Source organism: Oricola nitratireducens (assembly GCF_014904745.1).
Taxonomy (GTDB): Bacteria; Pseudomonadota; Alphaproteobacteria; order Rhizobiales; family Rhizobiaceae; genus Oricola; species Oricola nitratireducens.
This window is the reverse complement of sequence record NZ_JACZCS010000004.1, coordinates 52,304-73,966: the sequence shown is the minus strand read 5'-3', so window position 1 is coordinate 73,966 and position 21,663 is coordinate 52,304. Positions and strand designations below refer to the sequence as shown.

General features: G+C 65.3%; 24 protein-coding genes. 16 read left to right on the top strand and 8 right to left on the bottom strand.

Annotated features, from left to right (window positions below; genetic code table 11):
- Positions 1-6: 6 nt before the first annotated feature.
- From IG169_RS03120 to IG169_RS03110, 3 genes are all read left to right on the top strand, one after another.
- Positions 7-1,335 carry a hypothetical protein gene (locus tag IG169_RS03120; RefSeq protein ID WP_343225561.1) on the top strand — a complete coding sequence of 443 codons (1,329 nt, stop codon included), beginning with the start codon at positions 7-9 and terminating at the stop codon, positions 1,333-1,335.
- Entirely contained in the window at positions 1,317-3,377 is a 2,061-nt protein-coding gene (locus IG169_RS03115; protein ID WP_193174701.1) for a glycosyltransferase, read from the top strand. Before IG169_RS03120 ends, IG169_RS03115 begins: the two co-directional genes overlap by 19 nt.
- A 108-nt stretch (positions 3,378-3,485) precedes the next feature.
- Positions 3,486-4,097: a class IV adenylate cyclase gene (locus IG169_RS03110; RefSeq protein ID WP_210325832.1), complete on the top strand. Its 612-nt coding sequence runs from the start codon at positions 3,486-3,488 to the stop codon at positions 4,095-4,097.
- A gap of 4 nt (positions 4,098-4,101) precedes the next feature.
- Here IG169_RS03110 and IG169_RS03105 read toward each other — a convergent pair whose 3' ends face one another.
- Positions 4,102-4,389: a BolA family protein gene (locus IG169_RS03105; RefSeq protein WP_193174700.1), complete on the bottom strand. Its 288-nt coding sequence runs from the start codon at positions 4,387-4,389 to the stop codon at positions 4,102-4,104.
- A 143-nt stretch (positions 4,390-4,532) separates the two neighbouring features.
- Between IG169_RS03105 and IG169_RS03100 the strand changes: the two genes are divergently transcribed.
- From IG169_RS03100 to IG169_RS03080, 5 genes are all read left to right on the top strand, one after another.
- The gene (locus IG169_RS03100; RefSeq protein WP_193174699.1) at positions 4,533-5,150 is read left to right on the top strand and encodes a J domain-containing protein; all 618 of its coding nucleotides are present in this window, start codon (positions 4,533-4,535) and stop codon (positions 5,148-5,150) included.
- A 61-nt stretch (positions 5,151-5,211) separates the two neighbouring features.
- Positions 5,212-6,198 (top strand): cobaltochelatase subunit CobS, encoded by a 987-nt coding sequence (cobS, locus tag IG169_RS03095; protein ID WP_193174698.1) that lies wholly within the window; start codon positions 5,212-5,214, stop codon positions 6,196-6,198.
- Positions 6,199-6,220: 22 nt separating this feature from the next.
- Entirely contained in the window at positions 6,221-8,119 is a 1,899-nt protein-coding gene (gene cobT / locus IG169_RS03090; protein WP_193174697.1) for a cobaltochelatase subunit CobT, read from the top strand.
- A gap of 2 nt (positions 8,120-8,121) precedes the next feature.
- Entirely contained in the window at positions 8,122-9,150 is a 1,029-nt protein-coding gene (locus IG169_RS03085) for an esterase-like activity of phytase family protein (protein ID WP_343225559.1), read from the top strand.
- A 69-nt stretch (positions 9,151-9,219) separates the two neighbouring features.
- Positions 9,220-10,338 carry an AI-2E family transporter gene (locus IG169_RS03080; RefSeq protein WP_193174696.1) on the top strand — a complete coding sequence of 373 codons (1,119 nt, stop codon included), beginning with the start codon at positions 9,220-9,222 and terminating at the stop codon, positions 10,336-10,338.
- On the opposite strand, the gene IG169_RS03075 is transcribed toward IG169_RS03080, so the two are convergent.
- Both IG169_RS03075 and IG169_RS03070 read right to left on the bottom strand, forming a co-directional pair.
- Complete coding sequence (locus IG169_RS03075; protein WP_193174695.1) at positions 10,335-10,781, bottom strand: hypothetical protein; 447 nt, start codon at positions 10,779-10,781, stop codon at positions 10,335-10,337. The genes IG169_RS03080 and IG169_RS03075 overlap by 4 nt on opposite strands.
- Before the next feature lie 42 nt (positions 10,782-10,823).
- Positions 10,824-11,108 carry a hypothetical protein gene (locus IG169_RS03070; protein WP_193174694.1) on the bottom strand — a complete coding sequence of 95 codons (285 nt, stop codon included), beginning with the start codon at positions 11,106-11,108 and terminating at the stop codon, positions 10,824-10,826.
- A gap of 189 nt (positions 11,109-11,297) precedes the next feature.
- Here IG169_RS03070 and IG169_RS03065 point away from each other — a divergent pair, with 189 nt between their 5' ends.
- Complete coding sequence (locus tag IG169_RS03065) at positions 11,298-11,693, top strand: VOC family protein (protein WP_193174693.1); 396 nt, start codon at positions 11,298-11,300, stop codon at positions 11,691-11,693.
- On the opposite strand, the gene IG169_RS03060 is transcribed toward IG169_RS03065, so the two are convergent.
- Together IG169_RS03060 and rpmB are read right to left on the bottom strand one after the other, a co-directional pair.
- Positions 11,678-12,358 carry a queuosine precursor transporter gene (locus tag IG169_RS03060; protein WP_246717090.1) on the bottom strand — a complete coding sequence of 227 codons (681 nt, stop codon included), beginning with the start codon at positions 12,356-12,358 and terminating at the stop codon, positions 11,678-11,680. The genes IG169_RS03065 and IG169_RS03060 overlap by 16 nt on opposite strands.
- An 88-nt stretch (positions 12,359-12,446) precedes the next feature.
- Entirely contained in the window at positions 12,447-12,740 is a 294-nt protein-coding gene (gene rpmB, locus IG169_RS03055; protein ID WP_193174692.1) for a 50S ribosomal protein L28, read from the bottom strand.
- A 243-nt stretch (positions 12,741-12,983) separates the two neighbouring features.
- Here rpmB and IG169_RS03050 point away from each other — a divergent pair, with 243 nt between their 5' ends.
- The 4 genes from IG169_RS03050 to IG169_RS03035 are packed head-to-tail and all read left to right on the top strand — an operon-like array spanning position 12,984 to position 16,425.
- Positions 12,984-13,781 carry a DUF3108 domain-containing protein gene (locus IG169_RS03050; RefSeq protein WP_193174691.1) on the top strand — a complete coding sequence of 266 codons (798 nt, stop codon included), beginning with the start codon at positions 12,984-12,986 and terminating at the stop codon, positions 13,779-13,781.
- A 51-nt stretch (positions 13,782-13,832) separates the two neighbouring features.
- Positions 13,833-14,762, top strand: a complete 930-nt coding sequence (gene yddG, locus IG169_RS03045) for an aromatic amino acid exporter YddG (protein ID WP_193174690.1) — start codon at positions 13,833-13,835, stop codon at positions 14,760-14,762.
- Entirely contained in the window at positions 14,749-15,420 is a 672-nt protein-coding gene (locus tag IG169_RS03040) for a lysoplasmalogenase (RefSeq protein WP_193174689.1), read from the top strand. Before yddG ends, IG169_RS03040 begins: the two co-directional genes overlap by 14 nt.
- Before the next feature lie 60 nt (positions 15,421-15,480).
- Entirely contained in the window at positions 15,481-16,425 is a 945-nt protein-coding gene (locus IG169_RS03035; protein ID WP_193174688.1) for a bifunctional helix-turn-helix transcriptional regulator/GNAT family N-acetyltransferase, read from the top strand.
- Here the strand turns inward: IG169_RS03035 and IG169_RS03030 are convergent.
- Both IG169_RS03030 and gloB read right to left on the bottom strand, forming a co-directional pair.
- Positions 16,422-16,877, bottom strand: coding sequence for a cupin domain-containing protein (locus IG169_RS03030; protein ID WP_193174687.1), 456 nt, complete (start codon positions 16,875-16,877; stop codon positions 16,422-16,424). The genes IG169_RS03035 and IG169_RS03030 overlap by 4 nt on opposite strands.
- Complete coding sequence (gene gloB, locus IG169_RS03025; RefSeq protein ID WP_343225556.1) at positions 16,877-17,641, bottom strand: hydroxyacylglutathione hydrolase; 765 nt, start codon at positions 17,639-17,641, stop codon at positions 16,877-16,879. The genes IG169_RS03030 and gloB overlap by 1 nt, the downstream gene beginning before the upstream one ends.
- A 111-nt stretch (positions 17,642-17,752) precedes the next feature.
- Here gloB and IG169_RS03020 point away from each other — a divergent pair, with 111 nt between their 5' ends.
- The 3 genes from IG169_RS03020 (at position 17,753) to IG169_RS03010 (ending at position 20,653) form a co-directional block, all read left to right on the top strand.
- On the top strand, positions 17,753-18,496 hold the full coding sequence (locus tag IG169_RS03020; RefSeq protein ID WP_193174685.1) for a class I SAM-dependent methyltransferase: 744 nt from the start codon (positions 17,753-17,755) through the stop codon (positions 18,494-18,496).
- 96 nt (positions 18,497-18,592) lie between these two features.
- Positions 18,593-19,708, top strand: coding sequence for a histidinol-phosphate transaminase (gene hisC, locus IG169_RS03015; protein WP_193174684.1), 1,116 nt, complete (start codon positions 18,593-18,595; stop codon positions 19,706-19,708).
- 3 nt (positions 19,709-19,711) lie between these two features.
- Positions 19,712-20,653, top strand: coding sequence for a prephenate/arogenate dehydrogenase family protein (locus IG169_RS03010; protein WP_193174683.1), 942 nt, complete (start codon positions 19,712-19,714; stop codon positions 20,651-20,653).
- 3 nt (positions 20,654-20,656) lie between these two features.
- Here IG169_RS03010 and IG169_RS03005 read toward each other — a convergent pair whose 3' ends face one another.
- Entirely contained in the window at positions 20,657-21,658 is a 1,002-nt protein-coding gene (locus IG169_RS03005) for a DUF2125 domain-containing protein (protein ID WP_193174682.1), read from the bottom strand.
- Positions 21,659-21,663: the final 5 nt, after the last annotated feature.

Sequence of the window (21,663 nt, the reverse complement as noted above, 5' to 3'; positions counted from 1 at the left end):
CAGCCCGTGGCCAGCCTCCCCCGGCCCGGACAGGGCATCGCCAGAACGGTGCGGCAGGGCTGGATGGCCGCAATCGTCACCGCGGTGATCGCCACCTCCGCGACGGCGGCGGAACGCGACGCGGACAACGTCTCTCTCGCCTGCCATGCCTGCCGCGGGCTGCTCGCGCAGATGGCCGATCCGAAGGACGGCCCGGTCTTCCTGCGCAGCTACGAACCGGCGAACGGCGCGTCCGCGCTGCATCCGGCGCTCGAAAACACGGCATTCACCTATGACAACGCGCTCGCCCTGATGGGGCTTGTCGCCTGCGACCGCACGGATGAGGCGAAGCGCGTTGCCGACGCGCTGGTGATCGCGTTGCAGTCCGACCGCTTCTACCACGACGGCCGGCTGCGCAACGCCTACCGGTCCGGCGCCACCGCACCGGCCGGAGAGGCGGTCGAATTGCCCGGCTACTGGGACGCGGCGCGCAATCTCTGGGTCGAGGACGGCTACCAGGTCGGCTCGGCGACCGGCAGCACCGCCTGGGGCGCGCTGGCGCTCCTGACGGCCTACGAGGCGACCGGCACCGGGGCCTATCTCGATTCCGCCCGCGCGATCATGCGCTGGGTCGACGCCAGCACCGCCGACCCGTCCGGCAGCGGCTATTACGGCGGCTTTTTCGGCCATGAACCCACCCCCGAGGGCGTCACGTGGAAATCGACAGAGCACAATGTCGACGTCGCCGCGGCCAATCTCTGGCTCGACCGTATCGAGCCGCGCGAACTGTGGGAGACAGCCGCCGGACGCGCGCAGGCCCTGATAGCGAAGATGTGGGACGCCGCGTCCGGACGCTACTATGTCGGCACGGTTCCCGGTAGCGACCGACCGAACGCCGAGACATCGGGTCTCGACGCGCTGTTGTGGCCGCTTATCGCGATTCCCGGACAGGACGGCAAAGCCGACAAGCTGATGTCCTGGACCGAGCGCAATCATGGCGTGCCCGGCGGCTTCGATTTCAATGACGACCGCGACGGCATCTGGCTGGAGGGGACGGCCCAGGCCGCGCTCATCTACCGCCTGGTCGGGCCGCAGGAAAAGGCCGCGCCGCTATTTGCGACCATGCGGGAGCAGATGAGTCCCGGCGGCCTGGTCTATGCCACCGTCAAGGAAGAGATCACGACCGGCCTCAAGATCGGACCGGGGTCCGATTCGGGCGATTTCAAATATTACCGTCTGCCCCATATTGCCGCCACCGCCTGGGCGATCCTGGCAGCGACACGATGGAACCCCTTCAACGGCGGCATGGAAGCCGAACGACTTGACTGGAACAAGCAGTGTCACCCGAAATCCTGACCCTTGCCGATTCGATGCTGTTTTGCGCAGTCGCGATCACGCTGATCATCGCCTGCGCGAGTTTTCTGGACCAGCGCAAGGCCGGCGACCGCATCATTTTCGGTAGCGTGCTGATCGTCATGCTGCTCAACTACGTAACCTACCGCTTTGCCGAGACGTTGCCCGATTTCGAATGGACGCCCTACGCATTGTGGCCACGGATCTATTTCGGCTTCGAGGTCGTGGTGATCAGCTACACGATCCTGTCGATCCTGTTCTTTTTCCGCCGCAGCGACCACTCGGCCGCCGCCGACGCCAGCGAACGCGCGGTCTCCGGACTGGCCGAGGTGCCGCCGGTCGACGTGTTCATCTGCACCTACAACGAGGATCTCGTGATCCTGGAACGGACAATCCTCGCGGCGAAGGCGATCGATTACGCGAATTTCGACGTCTGGGTGCTGGATGACGGCAACCGCGACTGGCTTCGCGACTACTGCGGCGAACATGGCGTGCGCTATTTGTCCCGCGACAGCAATGAAGGCGCCAAGGCCGGCAATATCAACAACGGCCTGAGGGTGTCCGCCGATCTCACCGACGCGCCCTTCATCCTGATACTCGATGCCGATTTCGCACCGCGCCGGGAGATTCTGAAACGGACGGTCGGCCAGTTCGTCGACCGCTCGATCGGCCTTATCCAGACGCCGCAATTCTATTACAACGCCGATCCGATACAGCACAATCTCCTGGCAGACCACGCATGGGTCGACGACCAGCGCATTTTCTTCGACGTCATGCAGCCGTCCAAGGACGCCTGGGGCGTCGCCTTCTGCGTCGGGACGTCCTGCGTTGTGCGCCGGGACGCGCTCGACGCCATCGGGGGCATGCCGCAGGAAACGGTGACCGAGGACATCCACCTGACCTACCGGCTGCTGCAAAAGGGATTGAAGACGCGCTGGCTCAATGAGCGGCTGAGTGTCGGCCTGTCGGCAGAAAGCCTGTCCGGATACATCACCCAGCGCTGCCGCTGGTGCCTCGGCACGATCCAGGTGGCCCTGTTGCGCGACGGGCCGTTTTTCGGCCGCGGCTTCACCTTGATGCAGCGCGTGCACTATTTTCACGGCTTGCTGTTCTGGTTCTGCCGGCCGTTCATCCTGCTGATGCTGGCCGCGCCGATCCTCTATTACTTCATGGGCCTGCCGGCGATCCTGATGGAACCCGCCGCCTTTTTCTTCTACGCCATGCCGATGGTCGGCGGGATGTGGGTGTTTCACAGCTGGGTGTCGGAACGGCGCAGCCTGCCGCTCTTTACCGAGGTGTCGCAGATGGTCGCCGCCGTTCCGATCACGCTGGCGATCGCCCAGGCGATCACGACCCCTTTCGGCCGCCCCTTCAAGGTGACGGCGAAGGGCGAGGACCGTTCGCGGGTCCAGGTACTCTACCCGATGGCGGGATTTTTCATGGCGATTATCGTGCTGACCCTGACGGGCATGGTGAACGGGCCCCTTCTGCGCACCTACAACGATCTCGACGCCTTCTCCATCGCATGGGGCCTGATCGTGATGGTCTACGCCTTCGTCGCCATGCTGGTCTGCATCGAATTGCCGCGCCCGCATGTCGACGAGGTCCATTTCGGGATCGACACCCCGGCGTCGCTGTTTCACAACGGCGTCTCCCGGCCCTGTCACGTCCAGAAGATGTCCGTGCGCGAGGCTCTGGTCACGTTTTCGCAGAACAGTGACCGTGAGGCCGTGAAATCCGGCCACGTGGTCGGGTTCCGCCTGCCCGACGGATTGGCGGTCGCCGGCGTCGTCGCCGGACCGGGCACGGACGGGTCCGCGATCCGTGTCGGCATCCGGCGACTCAGGGATCACAGGGGCGCGGGGACGGTTGTCACCGTCCCGGAAGAAATCCGCCGCCTTCTGGTCGCGAGACTGTTCGGCGGAGCGTCTCCGATGATCGCGCCGCGCGCTGCCCCGCGTCTGGCCGTCTCCGCCTTGCTCCGCCGGGTCTTCGGCAATCCCCTGCAGGTCATGAGCGCCGGAGGCAGGAAAACAGGCGTCTGAAGCGCGGTTCGATAACCGTTGTTCTTTTGCCTTGCATATCGGATACCGCCGATGCAGCGATCCGGCTTCCGGCCAAAGACACCTCCGGTTCTGCGAACCGCACGAGCAATGAACGCAAAGACAATGATAGCCAGTCCCGCATCCGCCCTCGCCCGCAAGGGCATGCTCGCCGATCCAGGGGATCATTTCAAAGGACGCTACGAAGTCGAGCGCAAATACGCGGTCGACGACCTGACGGAGATCACCGTCCGGATCGAAGCTGATGGCGCCATTCCCTTCACGCTCGGCAATCGCGAGACCGATGTCTTCCTCGACTGGCCGGACGGCCGGCTCGCTGCGCTGGGAAAGCAGCAAGTGATCCGTTCGATGCAGCCGTCGGGCCGCGTGCTGTGGTTCGTCAAGGGACCTCAGCCCGACGAATGCATCGCCACCGACATGGAGGATTTCGACAAGGCCCTGGCGATGCTGGCGGCGCTCGGTTGCGTCGAGGCCGACCGCGTTTCAAAGCAGCGCGACATCTGGTTTCTCGGCGATTTCCACCTGACGCTGGACCGCGTGCCCGGCCTTGGCGATTTCGTCGAACTGGCAATCATGACCGACGACGAGGAAAGCCTGGCTGGCTGGGCGGAGAAGATCGAGGCATTCGCCGCCGATCTCGGCCTCCGGGCCGGGGCGCTGCAAACGCGCTCCTATCGCGCCATGCTGGCGGACCGGCGCTGACGTCCTACCAGCGGACGTTTTCACCCGGCGCGGCCGGCTCCAGCGCCAGCGCGTGCACGCCGTCGGCGATCTCGGCGGAGAGCAATTCGTTGAGCATGCGGTGGCGCTCGATCCGGCTCATGCCGGCAAAGGCGCCCGAGACGACGCGGACGCGGAAATGCGTTTCGCCGGAACCGTCCATCGCGCCGCCGTGATGGCCGGCATGCAGGTGGCTCTCGTTGATCACCGCGAGGCGCTCCGGCGCGAATGCCTCCTCGATTTTTTTCACGATGCGTTCTTCAATCGGGCCCATTTGCTTCTTACCTTGCCAGTATGCGGTTTGACGGCTAAACCAATGCGTCCTTTTTGTAAGGACGGCAGGCACGCTTTGCCGCGTCAAATCTTCCGATGTCAATGCTTGTATGTGGCGCATCGCCGCCCCATAACCGTGGTCAAATGAAAACCAATTCAAAATATTTCGATTCCATCCGGATCAATCCCGGCGGGAAAAAGAAGAAACGGCAGCAAGAAGAGGCTGCCGCGCAAACCTGCCAGTGGGCCGGGTGCGAGAAGCCCGGCGGCCACAAGGCACCGGCGGGCCGCGATCGCGAGGGGCAGTATTTCAATTTCTGCATCGACCACGTGCGCGAATACAACAAGAACTACAATTACTTCTCGGGCCTCGGCGACGACGAGATCGCGAAGTTCCAGAAGGATTCGCTCGTCGGCAACCGGCCGACCTGGAAAATGGGCACCGCCCATGTCGAGGACCCGACGGCCGCGCCCGTCTTCTCCGATATGAAGTCCGGCTCGGCGCGCTCGATGCGCATGCGCGATCCCAACTGGCGCGCCACCGCGGTGCAGCAGGTCCGCAAGCTCAAGCCGCTGGAAGCCAAGGCCATGACGACGCTCGGCCTGAAGGCCTCGGCCTCCGCCGAGGACATCAAGACGCAGTACAAGGCACTGGTCAAGAAGCACCATCCCGATGCAAATGGCGGCGACCGCACCTCCGAGGAACGATTCCGCGAAGTGGTGCAAGCCTACCAATTGTTGAAAACCGCCGGGCTGTGCTAGTCCGGAATCCAATCCCGTAAACACCCCGGCATGCGGCCTCCGCCCGCATCGAGGAGGCAAAATGAACAAGATGGAAATCGACATCGCAAACATGCCTGACACCACGGTCAATGTCCGCGAGGTGTTCGGCATCGATGTCGACATGCAAGTACCCGCCTATTCCAGCGCCGACGCCTATGTGCCGGAAATCGATCCCGACTATATTTTCGACCGCGCGACCACGATGGCGATTCTCGCGGGCTTCGCCCACAACCGCCGCGTCATGGTCTCCGGCTATCACGGCACCGGCAAGTCGACCCATATCGAACAGGTCGCCGCGCGGCTGAACTGGCCCTGCGTGCGCATCAACCTCGACAGCCATGTCAGCCGTATCGACCTCGTCGGCAAGGACGCCATCGTCGTCCATGAAGGCAAGCAGGTCACCGAATTCCGCGACGGCATCCTGCCCTGGGCCTATCAGCACAATGTCGCGCTCGTCTTCGACGAATACGACGCCGGCCGCCCGGACGTGATGTTCGTGATCCAGCGCGTGCTCGAATCGTCGGGCCGCCTGACGCTGCTCGACCAGAGCCGCGTCATCCGCCCGCACCCGGCCTTCCGCCTCTTCGCCACGGCCAACACCGTCGGCCTCGGCGACACGACCGGCCTCTATCACGGCACGCAGCAGATCAACCAGGCGCAGATGGACCGCTGGTCCATCGTCACGACGCTCAACTACCTGCCGCATGACAAGGAAGTCGAGATCGTGCTGGCCAAGGCCAAGCATTACCAGGACGCCAAGGGCCGCGAGATCGTCAACAACATGGTTCGGCTTGCCGACATGACCCGCCAGGCCTTCATGAACGGCGACCTGTCGACCGTCATGAGCCCGCGTACCGTGCTGACCTGGGCAGAGAACGCCGACATCTTCAAGGACGTCGGTTTCGCCTTCCGGCTGACCTTCCTCAACAAGTGCGACGATCTCGAACGCACGCTCGTCGCCGAGTTCTACCAGCGCTGCTTCGGCGAAGAGCTGGCGGAAAGCGCCGCGAACGTCGTGCTGAGCTAAGGGGCAGACAGCGCAGAAGGCGATGGCAGGTCCCGGCGACAACATCCGCAAGAAGCCGGCCAAGCCGGTCGACACCGAGCCCTTCAAGCGCGCGGTGACGGCCTGCATGCGCGCCATGGCGGGCGAGCCTGAACTCGAGGTCGTCTTCGCCGCCGACAAGCCGGCCTTCGCCGGCAAGCATGCCCGCCTGCCCGAGCTGCCGAAGCGCATTTCGAAAAACGACGTGATGGTGACCCGCGGCGTCGGCGATTCCATGGCGCTGAGAACCGCCTGCCACAATCCGCGTATCCACGCGGCGACGGCGCCCGAGGGCGCGGACGCCCGCGCCGTCTTCGACGCGGTCGAACAGGCCCGCGTGGAAGCGATCGGCGCGCGCCGCATGACCGGCGTCGGCGACAACATCACGGCGATGATCGACGACAAGTTCACCCGCGCCAATCTCGCCACCGTCACCGAACGCGACCAGGCGCCGCTTGCCGATGCCATCGCGCTGGTCGTGCGCGAAAGGCTGACCGGCCGCCCGACCCCGCCGGGCGCCTCCGCCGTCGCCGATCTGTGGCGCGACTGGATCGACGACAAGACAGGCGGCGACTTCGCCAATCTGGAAGCCTCCATCGACGACCAGAACGCCTTCGCGCGCGCCGTGCGCGACATGCTCGTCTCGATGGAGCTCGCCGACGAGATGGACGGCGACGAGACCGACGAGAACGAGGACGAGGAAGGCGAGGAGCCGGAGGCCGAGGAGGACACCGAAGGCGGCAGCCAGGACGAAACCGGCGACGAACAGTCCGAGACCGAGGAAAGCCAGGCCGAGAGCGAACAGCCCGAAGCGGGCGAGATGGACGCCTCCCAGGCAACGTCGGAAGACATGCAGGAGGACATGGACGCCGACACCGAGGAGCCGGGCGAGGCGATCCGCCCCGACCAGCCCTTCAACGACATCCTGTCCGGCATCGACTACAAGGTCTACACCACCGAGTTCGACGAAACGGTCGCCGCCGAGGAACTGTGCGACGAGGCCGAGCTCGAGCGCCTGCGCGCCTTTCTCGACAAGCAGCTCGCCAATCTCCAGGGCGTTGTCGGCCGTCTCGCCAACCGGCTTCAGCGCCGCCTGATGGCGCAGCAGAACCGCTCCTGGGACTTCGACCTCGAGGAAGGCTATCTCGATCCCGCGCGCCTGCCGCGCATCATCATCGACGAGATGGCCGGCACTTTCGCGCCGCTTTCCTTCAAGCGCGAGCGCGACACGACCTTCCGCGACACCGTCGTCACGCTGCTGCTCGACAATTCCGGCTCGATGCGCGGCCGCCCGATCACCGTCGCCGCGACCTGCGCCGACATTCTGGCGCGCACGCTGGAGCGCTGCGGCGTCAAGGTCGAGATCCTCGGCTTCACGACCCGCGCCTGGAAGGGCGGCCAGGCGCGCGAAGCCTGGCTGAAGGGCGGCAAGCCCGCCGAGCCCGGCCGCCTCAACGACCTGCGCCACATCATCTACAAGAGCGCCGACGCCCCCTGGCGCCGCTCGCGCCGCAATCTCGGCCTGATGATGCGCGAGGGGCTCTTGAAGGAGAACATCGACGGCGAGGCGCTGACATGGGCCTACCGCCGGCTGGCGGCGCGGCCCGAGCAGCGCAAGATCCTGATGATGATCTCCGACGGCGCGCCCGTCGACGATTCGACCCTGTCGGTCAATCCGGGCAATTACCTCGAACGCCATCTGCGCGCCGTGATCGAGGAAATCGAGACGCGCTCGGCCGTCGAACTGCTCGCCATCGGCATCGGCCACGACGTCACCCGCTATTATCGGCGCGCGGTCACCATCGTCGACGCCGAGGAACTGGCCGGCGCCATGACCGAACAGCTTGCAGGGCTGTTCGAGGAGCAGAAGGCGCGCGATACCAAGCGGCGCAGGGCAAGCTGAGCGTGCAAACGCCGGCTCCCGTCATCCGCGGTATCGCCGTCGCCGCGTTTGGCGTTGCCGCCCTGTTCCCGGCCGCCGGCGCCGTTGCCACGCCGGACATCATCCCCATGACCGTGACGAGCAGCCCGATCACGAATTTCCGCATCGGCACCGACCAGCAACGTTTCGGCGAGCTGGAATTCGCCGGCGGACTGGAGATGACGGCCTCGTCGCGTCATTTCGGCGCCCTGTCGGCGCTGCACGTCTTTCCCGACCGGTCGCGCATTCTCGGCGTTGCCGACACCGGCCTGTGGTTTGCCGGCCACATCGACCGCGACAAGACCGGCCGGCCGACCGGCCTTTCGGGCGCGAGCATGTGGCGAATGGTGCCGGGAAGCATCGCCAAATGGAAAACCGACGCCGAAGGCATGACGGTTGCGGGCGGCACCGTTTTTGTCAGCTTCGAGCAGAGACACCGCATTGCCGAATACGAGCTTCCCAAAGACGGTCATCCGGTCCTGCTGCGCGAACAGAAGCCGCCGGTGCCGATATATGAGTTGCGCGACAACAAGGGATTCGAGACCGTAGCGGTAGCGCCGAACAGTTTGCCGATAGCCGGCGCGCTGGTGGGCGTCACCGAACGCAGTCTCGACAAGAACGGCAACATGATGGCCTTCGTCCGTTGGCCGGACGGTAGCAGTTACGAGTTCTCGGTCAAACGCTCCGACGAATTCGACATCACCGACGGGCAGTTCCTGCCCGATGGCGATCTCATCCTCCTGGAGCGCCGTTTCAACATGATCGACGGCGTCGCAATGCGCATCCGCCGGATCCCGGGCAAAGACATCGCCGAGGGCGCGACCGTCGACGGCAAGGTGCTTCTAGAAGCCAACATGCTTTACCAGATCGACAACATGGAAGGCCTCTCGATTTCGATCGACCCGGACGGCACGCCGCGGCTGACCCTCGTCTCCGACGACAACCACTCGATCCTGCAACGCAATCTGCTGCTCGAATTCCGTCTCGTCGGCGACATGCCCGAACAGGGTTGACCCGCGTCAACGCGCATCGGAATGTTGCGCGGTTTTATGGCCTCGCCAACGAACCGGAAGCCACCGCCCATGAACCAGCCGGACGAGGAAAGCGCCCCAGCCAGACTGGTGGCCAGGATGGAGAAAAACGACCTGAGCAAGCCGTTTCTCGCCGTCATCACGATCGCCGGGCTGTTCGCCTGCGGCTGGATTGCGACTCCCTTTCTCGGCGCGCTGATCGGCGCGCTGGTGATGGCGATCCTCGCCGTCCCGCTCCAGAGAAGAATCGAGCGCATGCTTTCCCATCGCGGTCTCGCCGCCATGGTCTCCATATTCGCCATCGCGCTTGTGGTGGTTCCGCTGTTGCTGTTCCTCGGCAACACGCTGTTCGACGAGGCCGCGCGGGGCGTGGCGACCGTCCAGTCCCGCATCGCTGACGGCGAGCTGCAGCGCCTCCTGACGTCGCATCCGGCCATCGCCCCCGTCGGACGGTGGATCAGCGAGCGGTTCGATCTGCAGGCGATGCTGTCGGCGCTGGCGGCCTGGCTGAGCAATATCGGCGCGGTGTTCGTCCGCGGATCGATCGCCCAGATCACCGAAACCGTCATCAGTTTCTACCTGTTGTTCTACTTCCTGCGCGATCGCGACAAGGCAGTCAGGCTGATGCACGACTGGCTGCCGCTGCCCAATGACGAGATCGACCGGATCGCGCGGCGCGCCATCGACGCGGTCCACGCGACCGCCTACGGAACGCTGGCAGTGGCCGCGATTCAGGGCGCCCTCGGCGGCGTGATGTTCTGGATTCTCGGCTTGCCGACGCCGCTCTTCTGGGGCGTGATCATGGGAATCCTGTCGATCATGCCCTTCCTGGGCGCGTTTGTCGTCTGGCTTCCGGCGGTGGCGCTGTTGATCCTGAGCGGGAACGTGGCGAAAGCCGTTATCCTTGCCTTGTGGGGGAGCGTCGTGGTCGGCAGCATCGACAATGTCGTGCGCCCGATCCTGATGGGCAACCAGCTCAAGCTACACACCGTGCCGACATTCATATCGATGCTCGGAGGGCTGTATCTGTTCGGCATGGCAGGCTTCTTCCTCGGCCCGATCCTCGTCACCGTGACGATCGCGATGGTCGAGATGTGGCAGCCGGGCCGGGCGGTGGACGATACGGTGGCGCCGGCCGCGCCCGACGACCGCGCGCCGCCGATCCGCTAGTCTTCCTTCTTTGCGCCCATGAGCTTGCGCAGCACACCGAGGATCGCGAGGCCGACGGATACGGTGCTGCCAAGCCCGGAGATGCCGTGCCCGGAAAATGCGTGCAGGATGTCGCGCGATTCGGCCGTGGCGGTTTCCAGCGCCGCGGCCTCCATCTCGGCCAGTGCCTCCAGTTCCGGCGAATGCGGCTCGTGCAGCGTATAGGCGAGCAGGATGATTGCGACGACGAGATAGATGCCCGCCAGAACCAGCACCGCGCCGAGTTGGCCGAGCGACGGGACGATCGCCAGATAGAGCGCGTAGGTCGCAAGCCCCGCCGCGACGATCAGCGCGGCCACGGCCAGCGCTCCGGCCAGCGCCCGGCTGATGGCCTGGCGAAGCAGCACCCGGCGGCGCAGCAGCGCCATCCGGACATAGAGTTTGGCGGAAGTCACGGTGGACATGGTTGAAATCCTCGTATCGGCGAATGGGACGTTGAAGCCTGACTAGCGAACCTGTCGGCCGATGGCGTAACCAAGCGCCAGCCCCACGGCGAGCGAGGTCATGGCGGCGATGCGGGGATACTTCTCGATCTCCTCGCTGAAGTCCTCGACCGCGGCGTTGACCGCGCCCAACAGGGCATCGAGACCTTCCGGCTGTTCGATGCCGGCATCCGCTTGCGGCACGGCTTCGGCATCCGCGGCCCGTTCCCCTGGTTCCGCTTTCGACTGCTTGCGCCGCACCTCGTCGAGGTCTTTTCGCAGCGCGTTGATTTCGTCCATCAATGTCATTGATTGCCCCGTTTAACGGCCAGTACCCATACCGTTCCGCGGGGTCGCCCGCGGAATTGCGCTGGATGGCCGGATAGTACTGTCCGGGCCGAAGCGTGTCCATTGCGCGGGACCATGGCATTGACGGCCGTCATCGCGGCGGCCGCGCATGCGCGGTTTCATGAAGAAATACGAGCGAAGGAGAAGGGCATGCCGAAATTCGTGCATATCGATATCGCCGCCGACGACCCCGAGCGCGCCAGCCGGTTCTACGGCAACGTGTTCGGCTGGAACATCCGCAAGCTCGAGGGGCCGATCCCCTACTGGCTGGTGAGCACGTCCGACGACCCGGCTGCGGTCGGCGCGGGCATCGCCAAACGCGGCGAAGCCTGGCAGTCCGCGACACCGACGATCGAGGTCCCGTCCGCCGACGACTATGCCGCGCGCATCGAGAAAGAGGGCGGAACCATCGTCGTGCCGAAGGTTCTCATTCCCGGCGTGGGCTATCTGGTGACCTTCAGGGACACGGAAAACAACGTCTTCGCCATCCTCGAACCGGTCGAGGACAATCCTTTCGCGGCGGAAACCGGTCAGGCCGGAGCATAGCCCCGGCCGAAACGCGCCATCACCAGCCGGTAGGGGATCAGCGCGACCACGGCAATCAGCAGCTTGACCGAGAGGTCGCCGACCGCCCAGGACACCCAGCGCGGGACCTCGACGCCGAGCGAACCGAACAAGGGCGCGGCTTCCGAGGCGAACCCGTCGCCCGGACCGGCAAAGGCGAAAACGGCGGCAAATGCGATGGAGAAGAAGATCGCCGTGTCGATCACCGAACCGGCGACCGACGAGATCACCGGCGCGCGCCACCAGCTCTGCCGGCGCAGGCGGTTGAACACCGTCACGTCGAGAAGCTGGGCGACAAGAAAGGCCGAGCCGGAAGCCGCGGCGATTCGCGCAAGACGTCCCTGCTCCGTCTCGAAGCCGATCAGCCCCTGCGAATAGAGCAGGTTCGGCACCGTCATCGAGCAGATCACCGCGACGATGAAGCCCGTCACGACGACAGCGCGGGCGAAGCCCGGACCGAAACGCCGGTTGGCGAGATCCGTGACGAGAAAGGCGAAGGGATAGGTGAACGCGCCCCAAGTCAGGATATCGGCGAGCGCGAGCGGGCCGACTTGTCCCTCGACGGGAAACTGGACGAGCACGTTGGACGCCACGACGACGGTCGCCATGGCGAGGACGAAAGGCAATACGGCAGAGAGCTTGAGCATTTTTTTATCCTGGGTGATGCCACCAGTTGAGGAACGAAAACAGGCCGGTCGCCCGGCCTGTGGTCAGATTGCCGTCGGATACCTGAAATCAGGCAGCGACTTCGACGGACTTCTTGGCGATCTGGCGCTTCAGCAGGCGGGCGCGCTGCGACAGCTCGGCCTCTTTCGCCTTGGCCAGAAACGCGTCGAGACCGCCGCGGTGTTCCACGGTGCGCAGCGCCGCAGCCGAAACGCGGAAACGGTAGCTCTGGCCGAGCGCCTCCGACATCAGCGTGACCTGGCAGAGATTGGGAAGGAACCGGCGCCGGGTCTTGTTGTTGGCGTGGCTCACATTGTTACCGGACTGGACTGCCTTGCCGGTCAGTTCGCATGCGCGTGACATGATGATCACCTTCGAATTCGGTTTCTGGCTCCGCAAACCCAACACAGTCTCATGTCGCGCCAGCAAGGGCGTCGTCACCGGACAACTGCGGCTTCTGCGGAAAAGTCAGGGTCCTATAGTGACAACCGGCATTTTCGTCAACCGTCTCGACCGATTTTGAGGCCGTTCGCAGAGCCCTATCATAGAATTGACGAGATTCGGCGCGATTGCGAGGTCGCTGGGACGCATTATTGGAGTAAAACCATGCGCAAGATGGTTGCCGCCAGGCGGATTGCCGCGCTGACGATCCTCCTCGGCGCCCCGGGCATTGCGAGCGCCGGGGCCGAAATCCGTTCCTACAGGTCCGAATATTCGGTCGCCGCGCTCGGCATCCCCATCGGCGTCACCAGTTTCGAGACCACGATCACGCCGCAATCCTACAAATTGAGCGGCACATTGCGCGCCCGCGGGCTGGTCGCCCTGTTCCAGCCGACGAGCGGCAACCTGACCGCGACCGGCCGGATCGGTCCCGGCCGGGTCGAGGCGCGTGCCTTCCGGCTCGACTATGTCAGCGGCAGCGACAAGCAGCATACCGAGATCGGATTTTCCGGCGGCGCGGTAACCCGCACCGTCAATGCGCCCGAAGTCAAGAAACGCAGCGGCTGGATCGAGGTTGCCGCGTCGCATCTGAAGGACACGCTCGATCCGATCAGCGCGATGCTGGTGCCCGCGACCTCCTGGCGCGACGTCTGCAACCGCACGATCCGCGTATTCGACGGCGCCATGCGCGCCGACATGAAGCTGTCCTTTCTGCGCGTCGTGCCGTTTTCCGCCAAGGGCTACAAGGGCGACGCGATCACCTGCCGCGCAAGGTTCGTGCCGGTTTCCGGCTATCCGGAAGGCAAGAAGGAAGTGACATGGATGCGCGACAAGGGCGTCATCGACATCGCCTTCGCCCCGATCGAGGGCACGTCGCTCTTCGCGCCGGTCAAGGCGAAGATCACCACCCAGATCGGCCTGTTCACGATCTACGCGACGCGGTTCGAGACGGTTGCCGAGTAGCCCCGCCGCCCGGCTGCTTGACAAAACCCTCGCATGCGGCAACGGATCGGCATGTCCAGCGTGTCCGCAAGTCCCGCCGCACCCGACCGCAAACGCTTCGTCGCCACCCTGATCGGTTTCGGCGCGGTGCTGATGTGGGCCTTGCTCGCTCTGTTCACCGCAGCCTCCGGCAACGTGCCGCCGTTCCAGTTGTCCGCCATGTGCTTCGCGATCGGCGCGGCCATCGGCTTTGCCGCGACGGCCGGGCGGCGCAAGCGCGAGCGTCCGCAGGGGCGGATCCCCTGGCAGGCCTATCTGCTCGGCATCGGCGGGCTTTTCGGCTATCATTTCCTCTATTTCACGGCGCTGCGCCACGCGCCGGCGGTGGAGGCGAGCCTGATCTGCTATCTCTGGCCAATGCTGATCGTGACGGGAAGCGCGCTGATGCCGGGCGAACGGCTTGGCTGGCACCATCTCGTCGGCGTCGCCTGCGGCTTCGCCGGCACCGCGCTGATCGTCACCGGCGGCGAGGGCTTCGCGCTCAAGGCCGAATACGCCTATGGCTACGCGGTGGCGATTGCCGCCGCCTTCACATGGTCGGGCTATTCGCTGCTGTCACGCCGCTTTTCGGCGGTGCCGACCGAGATCGTCGCGGTCTATTGCCTGGCGACAGCCGTCCTGTCGCTTTTCGCCCATCTGGCATTGGAGACGACCGTCTGGCCGCAGGGAATCGTCGAGTGGCTCGCCGTCGCGGGTCTCGGCATCCTGCCCGTCGGCGCGGCCTTCTATGTCTGGGACTACGGCGTCAAGCATGGCGACATCCAGGTGCTCGGCGCCTCGAGCTATGCCGCGCCGCTGATCTCGACCGTCATCCTGATCGCCGCCGGCCAGGCTGCGCCGACATGGGCGATCGCGATCGCATGCCTGCTGATCACCGGCGGCGCGGCGATCGCGGCCAAGGATCTTTTTTTAACGAGGAGGAAGCGCCATGTTGCCGTTTGAAGGGGGACTGTCGGGAACCGAAAACGGGACGCTGCTCTTCGCGGTCCTGCTCGCGATCATCTATCTCCTGTACGGGTCGCGACGGGCGTCATGGCTGAAGGTCGCCGCCAAGACGCTCTCCGTCGTGCTGCTGGCGGTTCTCTCCGTCATCCAGAACGCGCCGTGGCTGCTGACGCTCGGCCTTGCGCTTTGCGCGGCGGGCGATTTCTTTCTCGCCGTCGAGGACCGCAGCGAGCGTTTCTTTTTGGCCGGACTCGTCGCCTTCCTTCTCGGCCACATCGCCTATATCGTCCTGTTTTCGATGCTGCCGGAGACCGCGGCGACGCTGCCGGTCTGGCTCAGAACGGCGATCATCGCGGTGGTGATCTTCGTCGCGCTGGCGATGGCGGCGATGCTGTGGCAGGCGGCGGGCAACCTGCGCTGGCCGGTGATGATCTACATCATGGCGGTCGTCGCCATGGCCAGTTCCGCCGTGACCAATGGCGGCGGGCTGATCACCGCCGGCGCGTTGAGCTTCATGGCGTCCGACACGATCCTCGCCACCGAGCGCTTCATGATGAAACCCGACGCCCCCGGCCGCGCCTTCACCGGACCGGCGGTCTGGATCACCTATTTCGCGGCTCAACTGCTGATCCTGTTCGGCGTGCTCGCCGCCTGATATCCGTGTTCCGCACATTCCCGTGTTGACAAAGTCAACACCGTGTTGATTGATTGCGGCATGCAACGGAAGCCGCCCCAATTCCCGGTGCCGTCCGAACGCATCGACGCGGTGCGCGGCTTCAACCGGTTTCATACCCGCCTCGTCGGCGCGCTGAACGAACATCTGCTCGATTCCGATTATTCCCTGCCGCAGGCACGCGTCATCTACGAACTCGGCCGCGCCCGCGCCCCGCTTTCCGCGACCGATATCGGCCGCGCGCTCGGCATGGATGCCGGCTATCTGAGCCGGCTCATCGCGGGGCTGGAAAAAGACGGCATCCTCGAACGCCGCCCCGCGCCGCAAAACGCCAAGCGCTTGCTGATCGCGTTGACGGACAGGGGCCGCGAACTATTCCGCTCGCTCGAGGCCGCGTCGACGCGCGAGGTCGCCAGCCTGCTTTCGCCGCTGTCGGACCGCGAACAGGCGGAACTCGTCGGCGCGATGGCGCGCATCGAGTGGCTGCTCGGCAATTCGCCGTCGGAATCCATGATCATTCTGCGCGAACCGGAACCCGGCGATCTCGGCTGGGTCGTCCACCGCCAGGGATTTCTCTACGGCAAGGAATATGGCTGGGACTGGACCTTCGAGGGTCTGCTCGGCGAGATCGTCGGCAAGTTCGTCGAGACCTATGATCCGGGGCGCGAGCGCTGCTGGATCGCCGAGCGCGACGGCGAAATCGCCGGTTCGGTCTTCGTCGTGCGCGAGGACGACGACACCGCGAAACTGCGCATGCTCTATGTCGAACCGTCGGCGCGCGGCCACGGGCTCGGCCGCCGCCTCGTCGAGGAAGCGGCGCGTTTCGCCCGGGCGCGCGGCTACAAGAAAATGGTGTTGTGGACCAACGATATCCTCGTCGCCGCGCGACGGATCTACGAGGCGACCGGTTTCGAACTGGTCAGCGAGGAACCGCACCACTCCTACGGCAAGGATCTCGTCGGCCAGTACTGGGCGCGCGAGCTCTAGGCGCCCTTCGGCTGGCGCGGCACCGGTTTCCAGTCCGGCGGGGCGAGTTCGAAACTGGCGAAATCGAAACCCGGCGCCACCGTGCAGCCGACCAGCGTCCACGCGCCGAGCGACGTCGCCGTCTGCCACCAGTTGGCCGGCACGACGATCTGCGGCCGTTCCCCGGCGGCGAGATTGGCGCCCAGCCGGTGCGCCTCGGCGTCGTGGCCGTTCGACGACATCGTCAGGACCAGCGGCGAACCGGCATAGAAGTGCCAGACCTCGGCCGCGTCGGTGACCCGGTGCCAGTGCGACACGTCGCCGGCCTCGAGCAGGAAATAGATCGCCGTCGAGTGGCCGCGCGCATTCGCCTGCCCGCCGGCATCGCGAAAGGTTTCCGCATACCAGCCGCCCTCCGGATGCGGCTTCAGGCCGAGTTCCTTCTTGATCCGCTCGGCGGCGAGGTTGTGCATCAGAAATTGTCCTTGCGCTTGCGGATCTCGCCAAAGACAGCCTCGTCGCTGGCGTCTTCCATACCGAGATGGGCGCGGATCGCCGGATCGTCGGCGCGCAGGAACGGATTGGTCGAAAATTCCGCCGCAAGCGTGACCGGCAGCGTCGGCTCGCCGTTTTCGCGCAGCCGCTCGACCTCCGCCGCGCGCGCGATCAGCGCCTCGTTGTCGGGATCGACGGACAACGCAAAACGCGCATTGGCCAGCGTGTATTCGTGGCCGCAATAGAGCATCGTCTCCGGCGGCAGGGTCTTGAGCTTTCTCAGCCCGCCCCACATCTCTGCCGCGCCGCGTTCGAACAGTCTCCCGCAGCCGAGCGAAAACAGCGTATCGCCGGCAAACAGCACGCCCGCCTTCGGCGAAAAATAGACGATGTGCCCAGCGGTGTGGCCCGGCGTCTCGATGATTTCGAAATCATAGGCACCGAAGGAGAACACGTCGCCCTCGCCGACCGCCTCGTCAATGCCGGGAATCTTGTCGGCCTCGCCCTTCGGTCCGGTGACATGGCAGCCATATTTCGCCTTCAGCGCCGGGATTCCCTGCGTGTGATCGGCGTGATGATGCGTCACCATCACGTCGGTGATCGCCCAGCCCTTCGCCTCCGCCATCCTGGCAATGCAATCGGCGTCGGATGCGTCGATCGTCGCGGTGCGCGCGCTCGCCGGATCGTGGATCAGGACACCGAAATTGTCCGACAGGCAGATGAACTGTTCGATTTGCAGCACGTCACACACTCCTTCGCACCCGGGATCGCGCGGCCGCCATTGCCCTTGCCGCCGCGATGCGATTTGTTGCACCTGAGGGAGCACGACGCAACCGGGGAACGCCACCGTCAGATGCATATGGATATCGTCGAAATACGCGGTTTCTATCACAGCCTGCTCGGCCAGATCGCGACCCGCTCGATCGGCATGGGCCTGACACGAATCTGGCAGCCATTGCCCAACGAGCGGCTGCTCGGCCTCGGCTATGCGCGGCCCTGGCTCGACCGCTTCGAGCCGGACACCGAGCGCACGCTCTCCTTCATGCTCGCCGCCCAGGGCGCGGTGAAATGGCCGCCAAACGGCCCGTCGCGCTCCGCGCTGGTTTTCGACGAGGAACTGCCGCTGCCCGATTCCGCCATCGACCGCATCCTGATGGTGCATGCGCTCGAACATGCCGAGAATCCGCGCGAGACACTGATGGAAGCCTGGCGCGTGCTCGCCCCGAACGGCAAGATCGTCCTTGTCGTGCCCAACCGCCGCGGCCTGTGGGCGCGCTTCGAGCACACACCCTTCGGCACCGGGCGGCCGTTTTCCAAGGGCCAGATCTTCAAATTGCTGCGCGAAGCCAATTTCACGCCGGGCCCGATGACCGAGGCGCTGGCCTTTCCGCCGGTCAAATCCCCGACGCTGCTGCGCGTCGCCTTCAGAACCGAACGCATCGGCCTGCGCTTCTGGCCGATCTTTTCCGGCGTCATCATCATCGAGGCGCAAAAGCGGCTGTTCCAGGGCCTGCCGGTCGCCGAGCGGCAGTCGCGCCGCGTCTTCGTGCCGGTGCTGGCGCCGCAGGGCGCCGCGCGCGACGCCGACGCGTCCTGACGGGACAACGCCCTTCTCGACATTTGCCGTGGTCGGCGCTATTGCCCTGCCGTCTGCAACCAGGCCCGAAAAGGCCGAAAAGGAAAGTCCAAGGCGATGTCCGCGCGCGAAAACCCGTCCCGTCCCGTTCCCAATCCCGGCGTGATGGAAATTGCGGCCTATGTGCCGGGCAAGAGCAAGGTCAAGCCGGGCGTCAAGCTACACAAGCTGTCCTCCAACGAAACTCCGTTCGGGCCGAGCCCGGCGGCAATCGAGGCCTACAGGGCCGGGGCGGAAACGCTGGAATTCTACCCTGACGGCTCGGCCACCGAATTGCGCAAGGCGATCGCCGAGACGCACGGCCTCAACCCGGACAATCTGATCTGCGGCAACGGCTCCGACGAGTTGCTCGGCCTCCTGGCGCATGTCTATCTCAAGCCCGGCGACGAGGCGATCTTCACCGAGCACGGCTTCCTCGTCTACAAGATCCAGATCCTCGCCAACGGCGCGACGCCTGTCGTCGCGCCCGAGACCGACCTGCGTTCCGATGTCGACGCCATCCTCGACCGCGTCACCGAGCGCACGAAGATCGTCTTCCTCGCCAATCCGAACAATCCGACCGGCACCTATATCTCGGATGCCGAGGTCAAGCGCCTGCAGGCCGGGCTGCCGAAGCACGTGCTGCTGGTCCTCGACGCGGCCTATGCCGAATATGTCCGCCGCAACGATTATTCCGCCGGCGTCGAACTGGTGTCCGACAACGAGAACGTCGTCATGACGCGGACCTTCTCCAAGATCCACGGCCTCGCCGCGCTGCGCATCGGCTGGATGTACGGTCCAGCCCACATCATCGACGCACTCAACCGCGTGCGCGGACCGTTCAACCTCAATTCGGCGGCGATCGCGGCAGGCGCGGCGGCGATCCGCGACCGCGCCCATGTCGACGAGGCGGCACATTTCAACGACACCTGGCTGCCCGTGCTGACCGGCGCGCTGACCGATATCGGCCTGACCGTGACGCCGAGCGTCGGCAACTTCATCCTGATCCACTTTCCGGACGGCAATCCGGAAAAGTCGGCCGCGGCCGCAGATGCCTTTCTGACCGAGCGCGGCTACGTGCTGCGCGCCGTCGGCGCCTACGGCCTGCCCAATGCCTTGCGCATGACGGTCGGTTCGGCGGAAGCCAACGAGGGTGTCATCGAGGCGCTCAAAGACTTCATGGGCCGCGCCTGAGCCATGCCCCAGGAAAAGCCCCTCTTTGAGCGCGTCGCGCTGATCGGCATCGGCCTGATCGGCTCGTCGCTCGCCCATGTCATCCGCCGCGAAAATCTCGCCGGCGAAATCGTTGTCTCGACGCGCAGCCCGCAAACGCTGCAACGCGCCGAGGAACTCGGCCTCGGCGACCGTTACGAAGCCGATGCCGCCAAGGCCGTCGAGGATGCGGATCTCGTGATCCTGTCGATCCCGGTCGGTGCTTACAGCGCTGTCGCCAAACAGATCGGCCCGCATGTGAAACCGGGCGCGATCCTGACCGATGCCGGTTCGACCAAGGGCTCGGTGGTGCGCGACGTCGCGCCGCATGTGCCCGAGGGCGTGCACTTCATCCCCGGACACCCGATCGCCGGCACAGAGCATTCCGGCCCCGACGCCGGTTTCGCCAGCCTGTTCGAAGGCCGCTGGGCGATCCTGACGCCGCTGCCCGACGCCGATCCGGAAGCGGTCGAGAAGCTGACGGCGTTCTGGACGGCCTGCGGCTCGAAGGTCGACACGATGGACCCCGAGCATCACGACCGCGTGCTCGCCATCGTCTCGCACCTGCCGCACATCATTGCCTACAACATCGTCGGCACGGCGGACGACCTGGAAGCGGTGTCGAAATCCGAGGTGATCAAGTATTCCGCCTCCGGTTTCCGTGACTTCACCCGCCTCGCCGCATCCGACCCCACGATGTGGCGCGACGTCTGCCTCTCCAACCGCGACGCGATCCTGGAGATGCTCGGCCGCTTTTCGGAAGATCTCGCCGCGCTGCAGCGATCGATCCGCTGGGGCGACGGCGACGCGCTGTTTGACCTCTTCACCCGCACCCGCGCGGTGCGCCGATCGATCATCGAGGCGGGCCAGGAAGTCGACGCGCCGGACTTCGGCCGTCACCCGGAAATCCAGACCCCGGGGGAATAGACGTCAGTCGATCGGCGGGATCGTGCCCACCGGGAGGAAGCCGATGACCGCCTTGCCGTCCGTGATCCTGACGGGAAGCTTCAGTTCGGGCGTCCCGTCCGGCCCGGCCTTCGGCGGCATCGCGGCGAACGCATCGAACTGGGTGGAATATTCCGGGAAGACCGGCTTCATCTCCTGCGCGAAACCGGCCGGATCGACAAGAAACACGTCGAGTGTCGCGTTTACCCGCCCGTCCATGCCGATTTCGAACGGTCCGCTGACGAGCAGGCCGCGCTCCGGCGTCAGCAACAGCGCCATCCGGTGGATTTCGCCCGAAACGCCGCGCAGCGACGGCACGCCTTCCGCCGCCAGCGCCACGCCGTTTGTGATCGTCAGGTTGGCGTCGCCGGACAGCGCCGGAAGATGCCGCCCGCCGGCAAGCCTTGCGTCGATCACGAGGCCCTCGTACCGCCACGCCAGATCGACATTGTCATCGACCCTGCGCAGATGCGTCTCGGCATGCGCGGCGGCAAGCGCCCGCTCGATCCCGGCAACCGCGACCGTCAGGTCGTCGACCACCGCCGACGCGTGCTGCGGCACCGGGTCGTCGAGGACGGCGCTGGCCTGCGCGAGCGTCCAGTCGAATTTCATCGCCCCCGCAATGTCGCTGGTCACCGTGACCGGGCTGTCGAGTTCGGCGATGATGTTGCGCGGCTCGTAGACCTGCGCGGCGGTGCGAAATCCGCCGGCCTTGACCGTCAGACCGTCCGCCGGCCGCGCGACGTCGAATGACGTGCAGAAGACCTCGAGCCGGAACGGATAGCCGCGCACCTCTCGGTCGGCGCAGTCTACGGTCGTGCCGCGCGCCTGCTCCTCGGCGACCATCCGGTCGGCCTCGGAACCGACCCGACCGGCAAGCCAGTACCATCCGTAGGAATAGCCGATCCCGGCGACGACGATCCCGAGCGCCAGGAGGCGAATACGCCGGCCGGCATTGTAGGGCGGTTTTGATTTGTTGTTTGACATGCTAG